This window comes from Devosia sp. MC532 (genome assembly GCF_016461625.1).
In the GTDB taxonomy this organism is placed as follows: domain Bacteria; phylum Pseudomonadota; class Alphaproteobacteria; order Rhizobiales; family Devosiaceae; genus Devosia.
Map to the genome: position 1 here is coordinate 97,744 of NZ_JAEMNZ010000001.1, position 14,840 is coordinate 112,583.

Consider the following 14,840-nt stretch of genomic DNA (forward strand, 5'->3'; position numbering starts at 1 on the left):
GTGGAGATAAGTCCGGCCTTCACGCTTGCGTGAGCACTACTTTTCTTGCCGTAATTCTTAGCCATCTACTGGTGCATCTCATCGCAGTGGCAAACGACCCATGCAAGCGATGAGCGGGGTGAAGTCGGCCGCTTGTCCCCCAAGCCCTCAACAGTGCGGCAGGCAAGATCCCAGAGGCCGTCCGGCAGTAATGCGGGACGGCCTTTTCTTGGAATTAGTTTTCGCCTGAGTAGTCAACGATCGTAACGGGGTTCATTTCGCCGTCATAGCTCGCGTCGACGTCGTATTTCTGCAGCGAGAATGTGCCGTCGCTGAACACCCAGGTTCCGGCAGAGCTGGCATCGCCAAGGCCGCGCCACTTCGAATATTCGGTGATGGTCAACGTCTCTTCGTCGAAGTGCGAATTGACCAGACCTAGGGTCGTGCCCATGCCCTTGACGGAGATGTCTTCGACTTCACCCTCATAGTCATCATTGACATAGCGAACATCGATATCCGGTTGGGCGAAAGCGATGGGACGCAGGCCTTCGGTGTCGGTGTAGAGGTAGTAGCTGTCGGTTATATTATAGGCTCCGGCCATGCAGAACATGCTGATGAGCGTGACTTTTTGCTTTTGCTCCTCGTCGTCGGTCCAGCTAGGCTGATAGGAAATTTCCCAAGCCCCGTAAGCGTCGTCCTGAAAATACTCGTCTGGTTCTGAACAGACTTCGCCGCCCGCGGCTTGGTGCAATTTGGTTGCAGCTTCTCTGAGGTCGATATCGTTTGCGGCAGCAGCGCTGACCGAAAGCGCTATCAAAGGCAGCCAAAGCAATGGACGGATCATTTCTCTTCCCTTATGTCGTGCGCATCGCGCAGGACTCGCGATGTACTTCCGTTATTGAACCAGAATGAGGCCAAAATGACCGCAAAAATCATCGATGGCAAAGCCTTCGCCGAAAACTTGCGCAAGCGGGTCGCAGGTCACGTGGAACGCCTCAAGACGGAACACGGTATTACGCCGGGCCTCGCTGTGGTGATTGTGGGTGAAGATCCGGCAAGCCAGGTCTATGTCACCAACAAAGCCAAGCAGACGGCTGAAGTGGGCATGGCTTCGTTCAAGCACGAATTGCCAGCCGACGCTTCGGAAGCCGAACTCATCGCGCTGGTTCATAAGCTGAACAATGATCCGGCCGTGCATGGCATTTTGGTGCAAATGCCGGTGCCAAAGCACATCGATGGCAATAAGGTCATTGAAGCGATTTCACCGGCCAAGGACGTCGACAGTTTTACGGCCGAGAACGTCGGAAAGGTGCAGATTGGCCTGCCGGGCCCCGTGTCCTGCACGCCGCTTGGCTGCCTGATGCTGCTGCGCGATGAACTCGGCTCGCTCGAAGGCAAGAACGCTGTCATCATTGGTCGGTCCAACCTTGTTGGTAAGCCGATGATGCAGCTGTTGCTGCGCGACAATTGCACTGTCACCGTGGCGCACTCGCGCACCCAAAACCTTGCCGACGTTGTCCGCGCCGCTGACATTGTGGTCGCCGCTGTTGGCCGTCCGCACATGGTCAAGGGCGATTGGATCAAGCCAGGCGCTGTAGTCATCGACGTTGGCATCAATCGCATTCCGGCGCCGGAAAAGGGCGAAGGCAAAACCCGCCTCGTTGGCGACGTGGACACCGCCGCTGCGGCAGAAGTCGCGGGTGCGATTACCCCGGTTCCCGGTGGTGTTGGTCCAATGACCATTGCGTGCCTTCTGGCGAATACGATCACAACGGCATCGCTGATCAATGGCCTTGTGCCACCGAGCGATCTCACGGCGTGAGTGATCTCTTCGGATATGAGCCGGATGCGCACGATCCTGGCGGCAAGGTGCGGTTGCGCCTTGGTGCCGGGGTCAATGGCGATGCGGTGATCTCCGAGGATGGCCGCTATAGACAAGTCATGCGCCGTTGGCTCGGGGAGCAATTTCCCGAGCGCTACATTCTGTTCATTGGCATGAACCCATCCACCGCCGACGCAAGTGTGGATGATCCAACCTGCGCGCGCGAATGGGGATTTTCTCGCCGCGAAGGCTTTGAGGGCATGGTGAAGTGCAACGTCGGCGATTATCGCGCGACACACCCCAAAATGCTGCTCGAAGACGGCGTGGAAGCAGTGTCGCCAGTCAATCTGCCGACCATATTAGGTCTGGCAACGAAGGCGGGGCGGGTCGTGCTCTGCCACGGCAAGCTCAACAAGGCGCTCGCGCCTGCCGGGCAGCAGCTGGTGAGTGCGCTGGAAGCCGCCAAAGTGCCGCTTTATTGCTTCGGCAAGAACGGCGATGGCTCTCCAAAACACCCGCTCTATCTCCGTGGCGATACGCAGCTGGTGCGCTTCTAAGACTTTTATGATTGGTGTGGGGGCAGGCTGGATCACCCGGTCAAGCCGGGTGATGTCGATGGGAGGGGCGGGCGAATGGTCTGGACCATCGTCCTCACAACCGCGCTGCCGTCTTCGCAGAGGTGACAGACGAAACTCCTAGTCAATCGTCGTCGCTGCTCACAACCTGCAGCACAAGCTCCAGTGCGGCCTCTACTGTTGCTTTGCGGATCTCGTCGCGGCCGATGTCGCCGAATTGGTGTTCAATGACGACCGTGGCGAGCTCTGTCGACACCGCGACATAGACCAAGCCAACGGGCTTTTTGTCTGAACCGCCATCCGGCCCGGCAATGCCCGTGCTCGACACGGCAATATCGGCATTGGCCGTGTTCCGCGCGCCGTCCGCCATAGCGCGGGCAACTTGATTGCTGACCGCGCCATAGTCCTGAATGAGGCGAGGCTGCACATGGATCATGCTCGCCTTGGCCTCGTTGGAATAGGTGATGAAACCACCGAAGAGAGCGGCTGAAGAGCCGGGAACATCAGTCAGCGCGGCGGCGATCATGCCGCCCGTGCAGCTTTCAGCGGTTACAATCGAAAGCTTCCGGTCCGATAGGGCCGAAATAACCCGTTTTGCAGTGCTGAGTGGTGCAGATTTAGAAGCCAACTAGTCCTCCCTGGGTACCTCAATGCTCGCGCTGGCCATGGCAACCATGCCTTCCTCTCGCCCAATGAAACCGAGCTTTTCATTGGTTGTCGCCTTAACGTTGACACGCGAAGGCGAGATCCCCAGAGTTTCAGCAATAACTGCACACATGGCTGGTGCGTGTTTTGCAATCCTCGGCGCTTCTGCAACAATTGTCACGTCCAGATTTACGATACGTGCCTTGCGTTCAGCGACAAGCTTGCCCGCATGTTTGAGGAATATTGTAGAAGCAGCACCACGCCACTGCTCATCACTTGGTGGGAAGTGGATGCCGATGTCTCCCGCGCCAATTGCCCCAAGAATAGCGTCGGTTAATGCATGGAGCCCAACGTCGGCATCGGAATGTCCATTGAGCTTGGAATGGTGCGGAATTTTGACGCCACAAAGCCATACGGCATCACCGGGCTCGAAATAATGCACGTCATAGCCGGTGCCAACACGCGTTTCGAACATGGTTTCTCCTGCCAGCAATCGCTCTGCTCGAGCGAAGTCTTCCGGGTGTGTAATTTTGAAATTGTCGCGGTCGCCAGGGACCATTTTGACCCGCATACCCGCCCATTCGGCGATTTCGGCATCATCGGTAAATTCTCGACGGACAGTGCCGGTGCGCATGTGGGCAGAAAAGATTGGACTGAACCGGAAACCCTGAGGCGTTTGGGCGGCGAACAGCAGATTTCTGTCTTCGGTTTTGGAGATCAGTCCGTCACCGAGGCTGCGTTTGATGGTGTCTGTGGTAGGAAGTGTCGGCAGCGCGCCGTCATGCTCTTTAAGGGCTTCAATGACATCATCTATGATGCGTGGCGAAACGAATGGACGTGCGGCATCTTGGATCAGCACGCGGTCAATGCGGAGTTTGGCAAGCGCTTTTAGGCCTTCAAGCACCGAGGCCTGACGAGTCGCTCCTCCAGGCACTGCGGGGTGTAGCCGTTCATGGTGCAAGCCCAAATCGGCATAGCGATGTGCATGATCTGGGTGGATTACGGGCAATACGAGGGTCACAGATTCGTGGCTTAGAAACGCTTCTATGGTTCTGGCCAATACCGATTTTCCGGCGATTTCTCGATATTGCTTGGGATCGGCGATCCCATTGGCATTGGCACGTTCGCCTTTTCCGGCCGCAACGACGATAACGGCTATGGATTTTGAAGACATGTCGATGTAGGCACTCACAAGAACCGCTATTGGTTAAAGGTCTAGCCCTCCTCCCGACATGCGGCAAGAGCAGGGCTGATTTGCTCAAGTTTTACAGCCAGTACGTGTTGCGCCCTGACTGAAAATGATTATTGTGCAGGCACTTCCTTACTCCTGACCAAAACTGGTGCAATTCTTGTCTTCAAATGCACGCCCGTTGAGCATCGGGGGCCACACATTGCGCAATCGTGCAATATTGGCGCCGATGGCCGGTATCACGGACCGACCCTTCCGCGAGATTGCGGAGCGGTTTGGCGCGGGCTTGGTTGTGTCAGAAATGGTCGCCAGCGCGGCCTTGACCACCGGCCACAGCGGCATGGTTCAAAAGCTCGGGCGAGCGGGCTCCTTGCCTCATATGGTCCAGTTGGCGGGCTGCGACCCGCATTGGATGTCCGAGGGTGCGCGCATCGCCGAAGATGCGGGTGCCGATATTATCGATATCAATTTCGGCTGCCCTGCCAAGCGCGTAACGACAGGCTACGCCGGGTCTGCGCTGATGCGCGTTCCAGACCAAGCTTTAGCTATTGTCGAGGCGGTTTCGGCCGCGACATCCAAGCCGGTGACCGTCAAGATGCGCCTCGGTTGGGATGATGACAGCCTCAATGCACCCCAGATTGCGAACCTTGCTGTGAGTGCAGGGGCGCAAATGATCACCGTTCACGGCCGTACTCGCCAGCAATTCTACAAGGGCACGGCCCGCTGGGCGCTCGTGCGCGAAGTTGTCGAAAGTGTTTCGGTTCCTGTCGTCGTCAATGGCGATATCGTCGATGACGCCACTGCACGAACGGCACTTGAGCAATCTGGCGCAGCTGCGGTCATGCTTGGTCGTGGCGCGCAGGGGCAACCGTGGAAGGTTGCGCAAATCGGGGCGGCCTTGGCGGGGCAGGTGGGGCCAGAAGCGCCAACCGGCGACGCCCTTATTGCGCTCATCAGAGAGCACTACGAAAATATGCTGAGCGATTATGGCATCGAAGTTGGTCTGCGCGCTGCGCGCAAGCATCTCGATTGGTATGCTGACGCAGCCAATCTTCAACTTGATAAGCCGACCCGTAAGGCTCTGCTAGACAACGACAATCCGAGTGCAGTTATCGCACTGATTGGTGACGTATTTTCCGGCCATTGGAGTGCCGCTGCATGACAAATGCGACTATCTCTGATGTTGACTCGATCGCAGCCCGATCTGTCCTTCAGGCTCTGCCACAGCCTATCATGGTGCTCACCGCAGAGCGGCGCATCAGCTTTGCCAATTATGCTGCTGAGGCTTTCTTCGGAGCGTCAATGAGCGTGCTGTCGCGCCAGACGCTAGACGATCTTATTGCGTTTGGGTCGCCTATCATCTCGCTGGTCGAAAGCGTGATCCAGCGCCGCGCTCCAATGACTGAGTACCGCGTCTTGGTTGGTTCGTCCCGTTTCGGCGACGAACGCGTTGCTGACGTGTTTGCCAGTCCTTTGTCCGATAGCGACGACAGCGTAGCCATTCTCATCCAAGAGCGCACCATGGCCGATAAGATCGACCGCCAGATGGTTTCTCGCGGCGCTGCAAAGTCGGTGACGGGCCTCGCGGCCATGTTGGCACACGAAATTAAGAACCCACTCTCTGGTATTCGCGGCGCAGCACAGTTGCTGGAATCCTCAATCCCGCCAGAAGAAATGCCGTTGGCGCGTCTCATTCGTGATGAGACCGATCGTATTGTTCATCTGATTGATCGCGTCGAAGTGTTCGGCGATGAACGCCCGCTTGAGCGTGAGCCGATCAATATTCACGTCGTTCTTGATCGGGTCAAACTGCTCGCTCGAAATGGCGTCTCTCGCGGCATTACCTTCTACGAAGAGTATGATCCTTCGCTGCCGCCTGTTCTGGGAAACCGCGATCGGCTGATCCAAGTCTTCTTGAATTTAATCAAGAATGCATCGGAAGCCCTTGAAAAAACACACAATCCCGAAATTCGAATTTCGACAGCCTTCCGGCCCGGCATCCGCATTGCGGTGTCTGGTGTGGCGCAGCGCATTTCGCTGCCGCTTGAAATTTTGATTGAAGATAACGGCCCCGGCGTGCCGCCAGACATTATGCCATTCCTATTCGACCCCTTCGTCACGACGAAGATGAACGGCTCAGGCCTTGGTCTGCCTTTGGTGGCCAAGATCATCGGCGATCACGGCGGTGTCATTGATTGCGAAAGCCGGCCGGGTCGTACCCGTTTCCGAATTCTTCTGCCGGTCGCTAAAGGCGATTTGCAGGACGCTGTTGAAGCTGAAGAGGGCGCGAATTCATGAGCCATGTCGTTCTGCTTGCCGATGACGATGCGGCGATCCGTATGGTGCTCAACCAAGCGCTGACCCGTGCAGGGTATGAAGTGCGCCCCACAGGCAACATCTCGACCATGTGGAATTGGGTGAGACGTGGCGAAGGCGATATTCTCATCACCGACGTTGCCATGCCCGACGGCAGTGCGTTCGACGTCATGCCGAAAATCAAAAAGCTCCGTCCCGAGCTTCCGATGATCGTGATGAGCGCCCAGAATACTTTCATGACTGCGATCCGCGCGTCTGAAGTTGGTGCTTACGAATATCTTCCTAAGCCCTTTGATATTACTGAGGTTTTGTCTGTCGTATCGCGCGCTTTGGCCGACGCTAAGAAGCCGACCAAAGCTGAGCGCGAAGCGGAAGAACCCTCAGAATCCATGCCCTTGGTTGGTCGTTCCACGGCCATGCAGGACATTTACCGCGCGCTCGCACGCCTGATGCAGACCGACCTCACGGTCATGGTAACGGGTGAAAGCGGGACGGGTAAGGAGCTGGTCGCTCGTGCGCTTCATGACTTTGGTAAGCGTCGCAATGGGCCCTTCGTTGCCATTAACATGGCCGCTATTCCGCGCGACTTGATCGAAGCTGAATTGTTCGGCCACGAGAAGGGTGCCTTTACGGGCGCGAATGCGCGGTCTTCGGGGCGCTTCGAGCAGGCTGAAGGCGGCACGCTATTCCTCGACGAAATTGGCGATATGCCGATGGATGCGCAAACCCGTTTGCTGCGCGTCTTGCAAGAGGGCGAATACACCATGGTCGGTGGGCGCACCCCGATCAAGACCAACGTCCGTATCGTTGCGGCGACGCACCGTGATCTTAGCCAGATGATCCGCCAGGGCCTCTTCCGCGAGGATCTGTACTACCGCCTCAACGTCGTCCCCATCCGCTTGCCGCCACTGCGCGAACGCACCGATGACATCGCCGATTTGGTCGCACACTTCCTGCGTGCCGCTCAGCGCGAAGGCGAGCCGCTAAAGACCGTTTCGCCTGAAGCCATCCGCCTCATGCAGAACTACTCTTGGCCGGGCAATATCCGCGAGCTCGAAAACCTCGTGCGTCGACTTGCAGCGCTTTATGCCGACGAGCAGATTTCGGCTGAAATTGTTCAGAATGAGCTCAATATTGCTGACCGCATTTCGGCGCCGACAATGGCTGCTGGCCCCGTCGATCTCTCGATGGCGGTTGAGACTCACGTTGGCGAAGTCTTGCGTGAATATGAGCCGAACCTGCCGCCAGCAGGCTTGTATCAGCGCGTAATTGATCGTGTCGAAGCGCCCCTGATCGCAATGGCCCTCAATGCCTGTGGTGGTAATCAGATCAAGGCGGCGGACCTATTAGGGCTAAACCGCAACACTTTGCGCAAGAAGATCCGCACGCATTCCATCGAGATTGTTAAGCACAGCCGTCGGGGGCTTTAGGCCTCCGACCGGCTCGCCCACAGGCACTGTCACATTTTGGCAACATTTATCTTGAAGGGTTGCCCGAATTGGGTCAGGCTTTGCCATCTCCCATAAGAAGTCACTGATTGACTGCGGGAGACAACTGGCGGCGCAGCCCTTTGCGCCGACGATAGGGGTGTTGGGCGCTTAATGACCGAATGGATTTCGGCCACCGAGAAACGCGAATTGACCTCGGACGCTTTGCGTCCGGAGCGCCGCACTTTGTTGCTCACGCAGCAGAACAATGGCCTGCGCGTGCTTGGGTTCGTGGTCGTCACCGCCTCGGTCATCCTCGCCTCTATTTCCTTCCTCATTCTGTCCGGTGCGACCAATATTGAGCCATCACCGATGGTGTGGACGATTATTTGGATCGTCACTGCCGTTTTGGTGTTGCTGGTCATTGCCCTCGTGGTCACCGAGGCTGTTCTGCTGGTGCAAGCCCATCGCCGCCGCACGCCGGGGGCGGGGCTCCAGGTCAGCATGGTCACCATGTTCGCCTTCGTTGCGGCAGCGCCTGCGGTGCTGGTCGCTGTTGTCGCGTCGATCTCGCTGAACCAAGGTCTCGACCAGTGGTTCTCCGAACGCACGCGCGCTATGGTGGAAAGCTCGCGTCTCGTGGCGCGCTCCTACATGCTCGAGCACGCTCAAGTGCTGCGCGATGACATTATCTGGGTCGCCACGGAGCTTGAGCAAGCCGTCCAGACCTATGATACCGACCCGCAGCGATTTGAACGCATTTTGACAGCGCTAGCGGTCACACGCTCGCTCCCATTCACCTCGCTCATTGATAAAGATGGCAACACGCTGGCGCGCGCTCAGATCAATGTTTCTGGGTCGTATCCGCAGCCGCCTCCGGGTGTTACTGATGGCGTGATCGAAGGCGTGCCGACGGCTATTGCACCAGGGTCAACGCAGTTTGTTGGCTCGGTCGTCAAACTGCGCGGCTATGCCGATGCGTTCCTTTTTGTGGTGCGCCCGGTTGACCCTGAAGTGCTCGAATATATGCGTCTGACCGACGAAAATATCTCCGAGTACCGCCAGTACACGTCCAATCGCATTGTGTTCCAGATCACCTTTACAATCATGTACATCGGTCTGGCCGTGGTTCTTCTGCTCGGCGCTCTGTGGATCGGGATTGCACTGGCCAATCGGTTCGTCGACCCAATTCGTAATCTCATGATCGCATCGCGCCATGTGTCTGCGGGTGATTTGGATATTCGGGTGCCGGTCAAAGAGGAGCGGGGGGATCTCCACGATCTTACCTCTGGCTTTAACCGCATGACCGAGCAGTTGCGCAGTCAACGCGAGGAATTGCTCAAGGCCAATGACGTCAATGAAAAGCGTCGGCAGTTTACTGAGGCCGTGGTGGAAGGCGTGTCCGCGGGGATCATCGGATTGGACGCATTCGGCTCGGTCACTTTGGTCAACGCGCGTGCGTGCGACATGCTCGGTCGGTCCGAAATCGAACTGATGGGCGAACGCATCGAAGCCATCCTGCCAGAGATGGCACCGACACTTGAGAAGGCACGTTCCGCGCGCCGTGGGCAGGTGCGTGACCAAATACAAATCGGCAATGAAACCAACCGCCGTATTTATCAGGTCCAGCTGACGCGCGAAGGGACGATCACCGAGTCCAAGGGCTATGTCGTCACCTTCGACGATATTACCGATCTGGAATCGGCTCAGCGCACTTCGGCATGGGCAGACGTTGCCCGTCGCATTGCCCACGAAATTAAAAACCCGCTGACACCGATCCAGCTTTCAGCAGAGCGACTGCGCCGCCGCTATGGCAACAAGCTTGATGATGATCGGGAAGTCTTCGATAAGTGCATCAACACCATTGTCCGGCAGGTCGGCGACATTGGGCGCATGGTTGACGAGTTTTCTGCATTCGCGCGTATGCCAGAGGCAGCGCCTGAGCGCTCCGATTTGACGGACACCGTGCGCCAAGCCGTGTTCCTCGAAAGCGTGCGCTTGCCTGAGGTCAACATCACAACCCAAGTCCCAGATGAAACCATCGTGGCTTGGTTTGATGCGCGTCTTATGGCGCAGGTGCTGACCAATCTGATCAAGAACGCCGTCGAGGCCTTTGAGGGCATCCCCCTCACAGCGGAATGGCAGCCAACGATTACAGTGGCCGCACATATCGAGGGGCGTAACGCGCGCGTCTCTGTGTCCGACAATGGCAAGGGCTGGCCGAAGGATAATCGCCAGCGCCTGCTTGAGCCTTATATGACGACCCGCGAAAAAGGCACCGGCCTGGGCCTTGCGATCGTCGCCAGAATTATCGAGCAACACGGCGGTATCGTCGAGTTGGTCGATGCAGAACCAGACGTCAACGGTCGTGTTGGCGCCTGTGTTACTTTCACCCTGCCTTTGCAGAACCCCGCAATTAGCGGCCCGTCGGAAGGGGAAGTCTCTCCCTCTGACCAGACGCCCCAAAAGGAGGAACCGCTGGATACAGCGGTTGTTCACAAGTAGATGGCACTCGACATTCTCATTATCGACGATGAAGACGATATCCGCGACCTGATCGCTGGGATCCTCGAAGACGAAGGTTACGACGCTCGACAGGCGCATGACGCTGACTCTGGGCTCAATGAAATCGCACGTCGTCGCCCAAGCCTTGTATTTTTGGACATCTGGATGCAGGGCTCGCGCCTGGACGGTCTGCAGCTTTTGGATGTGATCCAGAGCCAACACCCAGACATGCCCGTGGTGATGATCTCCGGGCACGGCAATGTTGAAACCGCGGTTTCGGCGATCAAGCGCGGCGCTTACGATTACATCGAAAAACCGTTCAAGATTGACCGCCTTCTGCACGTCACCCAACGTGCTTTGGAGGCTACACGCCTGCGCACAGAAGTTGCGGAGCTCAAAGAACGTACGCCGTCCAAAAACTCCGAAATGGTCGGCAATTCTAACGCGCTCCAGCAGGTGCGTGCACTGATTGAAAAGTCGGCCCCGACCAATTCGCGCATCTTCATTTCCGGGCCGTCTGGCTCAGGCAAGGGCCTCGTTGCGCGCGCCATCCACACGCGTAGCCCGCGTTCTGATGCGCCGTTCATCGAGATCAACGCCTCGCTCTATGCGCCCGATGAAGTTGCCGTCGTGTTGTTCGGGCGCGAGGCTCGCGACAAGTCCGGTCTCCTGAAAGTCGAAGTGGGCGCCCTTGAGCGCGCGCACGGTGGGACGCTCTATCTTTCGGAAGTGACCGCTCTCCCAGCACCTGTCCAACAGACGCTGCTGCGCACCTTGGTTGAGAACAAGTTCAGCCGCGTTGGTGGTGCACAATCGGTGGCGATCGACGTTCGCATCATTGCGGCCTCGTCCCAGAATGTCGCCGCGCAGATCGACGCTGGCGAATTCCGCTCCGATCTCTTCCATCGTCTGTCGATTGTGCCTCTGCCTTTGTCGCCGCTGCGGGAGCGCCGCGAGGATGTACCACCACTGGTGCAGGTCTTTATCGACCAAGTTTGCCGTATGCATAATTTGCAGCGCGTCACGATTGGCGATGACGCTATGGCGGTGCTGCAGACACAAGAATGGCCCGGCAATGCGCGCCAGCTGCGCAATTCGATCGAACGCTTGCTGATCTTGATGAAAGATCAGCAACCTGAGAATGGCATAATCACTGCCACTATGTTGCCGTCAGATATTGGTGAAGTCCTACCGACCGTAGGTGACACCGATTCGTCGGCGCATCTGATGAGCCTGCCATTGCGAGAAGCTCGCGAAGTTTTCGAACGCCAATATCTCTTGGCGCAAATCGAGCGCTTCGGCGGGAACATTTCCAAGACGGCAGAGTTTGTTGGTATGGAGCGCAGTGCGCTTCACCGTAAGATCAAGTCGTTGGGGTTGTGACAGATAATGCCGAACAGCCATGCGCGCGAGCGGGTAGGCATGTTCGGGTATTTATGTCATATTGAACTGACTACTGAAGACTAGGGTTTTGAAGCCTGTGCGGCAGTCCTTCAAAGTCCAGCGCACACAATGCGAAAACAACAGCGACAATAAAGCCGCGAAAGAGGCCAAAAATGGCTAGCGAAAAGCAGCAGAACTTACAGGATTCATTCCTGAACCACGTGCGTAAACAGAAAGTACCGGTCACTATATTCTTGGTGAACGGCGTTAAACTTCAAGGTGTGATCACCTGGTTTGACAATTTCTGCCTTCTTCTTCGTCGCGATTCCCAGTCTCAACTGGTTTACAAGCACGCCATCTCGACCATCATGCCGGGCGCGCCGATCCAGCTGTTCGATCCGGAAACGGCACAAGACAGCGACTGACCATATATGGATGATTTTGAGGAGGACGGCTGGGCTACCGGTCCTAAGCCGTACATAGATCGGCAAGAACAGCCGACACGCACCGGTTTGGTCGTTCCTGATGTTCGGGGACGCGCCACATATCACAATGTTGAATCACGCCTTGCCGAGTTTGTCGGCTTGGCTGGTGCTATACGTCTCGACATCATCTTCGCTGAGGTCATGCGGGTCCGAGAAATTCGGCCCGCAACCTATCTTGGCGCAGGTCACGTCGAAACCATCGCCGAGAAGGTCAAAGCTGAGAAGATTGAGCTTCTGCTCGTAGACGCAGCGCTGACCCCTATTCAGCAACGCAATCTGGAACGCGAAACAGGCACCAAAGTGCTGGATCGCACTGCGCTCATCCTCGAGATTTTCGGGGAACGTGCCGCGACGCGCGAAGGCGTGTTGCAGGTTGAGTTGGCGCATCTCAATTACCAGAAGGGGCGCCTCGTGCGCTCCTGGACCCACTTGGAACGTCAGCGCGGCTCAGGCGGCACTGGCTTTATGGGTGGTCCGGGTGAAACCCAGATCGAAAGCGACCGCCGCCAGATCACTGAGCGTATCGTCCTTCTGGAGGATCGGCTCAATAAGGTGCGCAAGACGCGTGTTCAGCAGCGCGCGCAGCGGACCAAGGCCAAAATCCCTGTTGTGGCTTTGGTGGGCTACACCAACGCTGGCAAGTCCAGCCTCTTCAATCGGCTAACGAATGCGGGCGTTTTTGCTGAGAACCTGCTGTTTGCGACACTGGATACGACAGTTCGCAAGATCGCTCTGCCGCATGGCCGTGAGGTCATGGTGTCAGACACCGTAGGCTTCGTTGCTGATCTTCCGCACGATCTTGTTGCCGCTTTCCGCGCCACGCTGGAAGAGGTCACGGACGCAGACATTATTCTGCACGTTCGGGACATCGCCAATCCAGACCACGCCGCACAGGCCCAGGACGTTCTCACCGTGCTCGATGAGCTTGGCGTGTCGTCGGAGACAAAGCCGGTCATCGAGATCTGGAATAAGGTCGATCTTCTCGAAGACCCGGCCTTGCAACTGGCCGCAGCGCATCCGGCAGGTCGTGTTCTCGCATCCATTCCTGTTTCGGCGCATACAGGGCAGGGCGTTGATGCTCTTCTCACCAAGATCGAAGAAACGCTTGGCGAGCAAGGCCGGACCTATCAGGTCTTCGTCCCGCACGCGGCGGGTGCCGATATCGGCTGGCTCCACAAGAACGGCGAAGTGATCGAGCAAAAAGACCCGACCGAAAAAGGCACGGATTTTGTTGTTCGCATTGACGCCCGGCACCGTGATGAGTTTCTCGAGCGGTTCAATGGCCGGATAGAGGGTTCCTAACCCCACGCTTTGACATTTCGTTTCAAAAAACAAGAGAGCCCCGGACCAGTTCCGGGGCTCTCTGCATTCCACGTCGGTGTCATTTTCGCGAGGGGGAGGTGCGTGTTGACGGCAGGACTAACTCTTGTTTTTGTCCTTCGCCCGGATTTCGTTCCAATACCCGTCCATGCGCTCGAGCCCAGCCTCGACCGGCAAAACCCCGTCCTCGCGGCAGCGGGCTTCAACATAGTGGAAACGACGCGTGAATTTGGCATTGGCGTCACGCAGCGCAGCCTCAGGATCAACACCTGCCTTGCGCGCAAGGTTGGAAACGGCAAACAACAGGTCACCGATTTCCTCGCGGATGGCGTCAGCATTGCCGGACGCTTCCGCTTCGGCGACTTCGTCGAGTTCTTCCGAAATTTTAGCGCGGACCTGTTCCAGATTTTCCCAATCAAATCCCACCTTTGCGGCGCGTTTGGTCAGCTTTTCTGCACGCATTAGGGCGGGAAGAACTTCCGGCACATCGTCAAGCAGCGATGGTGTTTGCTCGCCCTTACGCGCGGCCTTTGCGGCACGTTCCTGCGCTTTGATGGCTTCCCATTTGACCTGCGCATCGCTCGCGCTGTCCGCATCCACATCGCCAAAGACGTGCGGATGGCGCCGGATCAATTTCTCGGTGATGGCAAAGATGACGTCGCCAATATCGAAATGGCCGGCTTCCTTGGCCATTTGCGCGTGGTAGATCGGCTGAAGAATGAGATCGCCAAGTTCTTCGCGCAGATCGGCGAAATCTTCGCGTTCGATGGCGTCAGCGACTTCATAGGCTTCTTCGATCGTGTAGTGCCGGATAGATCGAAAATCCTGTTCCAGATCCCAGGGGCAGCCGCCATTGGGGTCGCGTAGCCGCGCCATGATTTCGATAAGGCGGGAAAGGTCACGGGAGGGCTGCATAGAATGCTCCAACGGGAGGGAATCGTCGTGCCTACCATAGTCAGGGGCGCTGTTTTTGAGTGCAAAATCTCCGATACGGATGGCGAGTGTCTCGTCCGACCACTGCGCTAATCATCGCTTAGTAGGCCGCAGCCTTGGATGTAGTTTTTCCTGCCATGGCAGTATTTTCCAAGAAACCCATGCGGCTTCAGCCCTTCGGGCCTCGCCTTCAGCGCGTGACTGCACAGATGTTAGTCATGGCTGCTATGTGCCTATCGATTAAACAAAGGCTTGCCATTC

13 protein-coding genes are annotated in these 14,840 nt (G+C 57.0%); 9 read left to right on the forward strand and 4 right to left on the reverse strand.

The window, feature by feature from the left end:
- Positions 1 to 214: 214 nt before the first annotated feature.
- Positions 215 to 823, reverse strand: a complete 609-nt coding sequence (locus tag JHC09_RS00465) for a DUF1176 domain-containing protein (protein ID WP_199530391.1) — start codon at positions 821 to 823, stop codon at positions 215 to 217.
- Between the two features lie 75 nt (positions 824 to 898).
- Here JHC09_RS00465 and folD point away from each other — a divergent pair, with 75 nt between their 5' ends.
- Both folD and JHC09_RS00475 read left to right on the forward strand, forming a co-directional pair.
- Positions 899 to 1,801 (forward strand): bifunctional methylenetetrahydrofolate dehydrogenase/methenyltetrahydrofolate cyclohydrolase FolD, encoded by a 903-nt coding sequence (folD, locus tag JHC09_RS00470; RefSeq protein WP_169193878.1) that lies wholly within the window; start codon positions 899 to 901, stop codon positions 1,799 to 1,801.
- Entirely contained in the window at positions 1,798 to 2,358 is a 561-nt protein-coding gene (locus JHC09_RS00475; protein ID WP_169193879.1) for a DUF1643 domain-containing protein, read from the forward strand. The genes folD and JHC09_RS00475 overlap by 4 nt, the downstream gene beginning before the upstream one ends.
- Positions 2,359 to 2,500: 142 nt before the next feature.
- On the opposite strand, the gene JHC09_RS00480 is transcribed toward JHC09_RS00475, so the two are convergent.
- Both JHC09_RS00480 and JHC09_RS00485 read right to left on the reverse strand, forming a co-directional pair.
- Entirely contained in the window at positions 2,501 to 3,004 is a 504-nt protein-coding gene (locus JHC09_RS00480) for a CinA family protein (RefSeq protein WP_169193880.1), read from the reverse strand.
- A complete protein-coding gene (locus JHC09_RS00485; protein WP_199530392.1) occupies positions 3,005 to 4,195 on the reverse strand; it encodes a bifunctional 2-C-methyl-D-erythritol 4-phosphate cytidylyltransferase/2-C-methyl-D-erythritol 2,4-cyclodiphosphate synthase in 1,191 nt (396 codons plus the stop codon).
- A gap of 166 nt (positions 4,196 to 4,361) precedes the next feature.
- On the opposite strand from JHC09_RS00485, the gene dusB reads away from it, so the two are divergent.
- The 7 genes from dusB to hflX all read left to right on the forward strand — a co-directional run bounded on the left by dusB (position 4,362) and on the right by hflX (position 13,628).
- Positions 4,362 to 5,372, forward strand: a complete 1,011-nt coding sequence (gene dusB, locus JHC09_RS00490; protein WP_199530393.1) for a tRNA dihydrouridine synthase DusB — start codon at positions 4,362 to 4,364, stop codon at positions 5,370 to 5,372.
- Positions 5,369 to 6,508 (forward strand): ATP-binding protein, encoded by a 1,140-nt coding sequence (locus JHC09_RS00495; RefSeq protein WP_199530394.1) that lies wholly within the window; start codon positions 5,369 to 5,371, stop codon positions 6,506 to 6,508. The genes dusB and JHC09_RS00495 overlap by 4 nt, the downstream gene beginning before the upstream one ends.
- Positions 6,505 to 7,956 carry a nitrogen regulation protein NR(I) gene (gene ntrC, locus JHC09_RS00500; protein ID WP_199530395.1) on the forward strand — a complete coding sequence of 484 codons (1,452 nt, stop codon included), beginning with the start codon at positions 6,505 to 6,507 and terminating at the stop codon, positions 7,954 to 7,956. The genes JHC09_RS00495 and ntrC overlap by 4 nt, the downstream gene beginning before the upstream one ends.
- A gap of 171 nt (positions 7,957 to 8,127) precedes the next feature.
- Positions 8,128 to 10,458 (forward strand): PAS domain-containing sensor histidine kinase, encoded by a 2,331-nt coding sequence (locus JHC09_RS00505; RefSeq protein ID WP_199530396.1) that lies wholly within the window; start codon positions 8,128 to 8,130, stop codon positions 10,456 to 10,458.
- Positions 10,459 to 11,841 carry a sigma-54 dependent transcriptional regulator gene (locus JHC09_RS00510; protein WP_169193885.1) on the forward strand — a complete coding sequence of 461 codons (1,383 nt, stop codon included), beginning with the start codon at positions 10,459 to 10,461 and terminating at the stop codon, positions 11,839 to 11,841.
- A 173-nt stretch (positions 11,842 to 12,014) separates the two neighbouring features.
- On the forward strand, positions 12,015 to 12,266 hold the full coding sequence (gene hfq, locus JHC09_RS00515) for an RNA chaperone Hfq (protein ID WP_169193886.1): 252 nt from the start codon (positions 12,015 to 12,017) through the stop codon (positions 12,264 to 12,266).
- A 6-nt stretch (positions 12,267 to 12,272) separates the two neighbouring features.
- Entirely contained in the window at positions 12,273 to 13,628 is a 1,356-nt protein-coding gene (hflX, locus tag JHC09_RS00520) for a GTPase HflX (protein ID WP_199530397.1), read from the forward strand.
- A 117-nt stretch (positions 13,629 to 13,745) separates the two neighbouring features.
- On the opposite strand, the gene mazG is transcribed toward hflX, so the two are convergent.
- Positions 13,746 to 14,561 (reverse strand): nucleoside triphosphate pyrophosphohydrolase, encoded by an 816-nt coding sequence (mazG, locus tag JHC09_RS00525; RefSeq protein ID WP_199530398.1) that lies wholly within the window; start codon positions 14,559 to 14,561, stop codon positions 13,746 to 13,748.
- Between the last annotated feature and the right edge of the window lie 279 nt (positions 14,562 to 14,840).

Bases quoted from the DNA above. Each gene is read 5' to 3' on its own strand.
- mazG (WP_199530398.1), bottom strand. From the start codon at position 14,561: ATGCAGCCCTCCCGTGACCTTTCCCGCCTTATCGAAATCATGGCGCGG.
- JHC09_RS00505 (WP_199530396.1), top strand. From the start codon at position 8,128: ATGACCGAATGGATTTCGGCCACCGAGAAACGCGAATTGACCTCGGAC.
- JHC09_RS00510 (WP_169193885.1), top strand. From the start codon at position 10,459: ATGGCACTCGACATTCTCATTATCGACGATGAAGACGATATCCGCGAC.
- ntrC (WP_199530395.1), top strand. From the start codon at position 6,505: ATGAGCCATGTCGTTCTGCTTGCCGATGACGATGCGGCGATCCGTATG.
- hfq (WP_169193886.1), top strand. From the start codon at position 12,015: ATGGCTAGCGAAAAGCAGCAGAACTTACAGGATTCATTCCTGAACCAC.
- JHC09_RS00485 (WP_199530392.1), bottom strand. From the start codon at position 4,195: ATGTCTTCAAAATCCATAGCCGTTATCGTCGTTGCGGCCGGAAAAGGC.
- JHC09_RS00465 (WP_199530391.1), bottom strand. From the start codon at position 823: ATGATCCGTCCATTGCTTTGGCTGCCTTTGATAGCGCTTTCGGTCAGC.
- folD (WP_169193878.1), top strand. From the start codon at position 899: ATGACCGCAAAAATCATCGATGGCAAAGCCTTCGCCGAAAACTTGCGC.
- hflX (WP_199530397.1), top strand. From the start codon at position 12,273: ATGGATGATTTTGAGGAGGACGGCTGGGCTACCGGTCCTAAGCCGTAC.
- JHC09_RS00495 (WP_199530394.1), top strand. From the start codon at position 5,369: ATGACAAATGCGACTATCTCTGATGTTGACTCGATCGCAGCCCGATCT.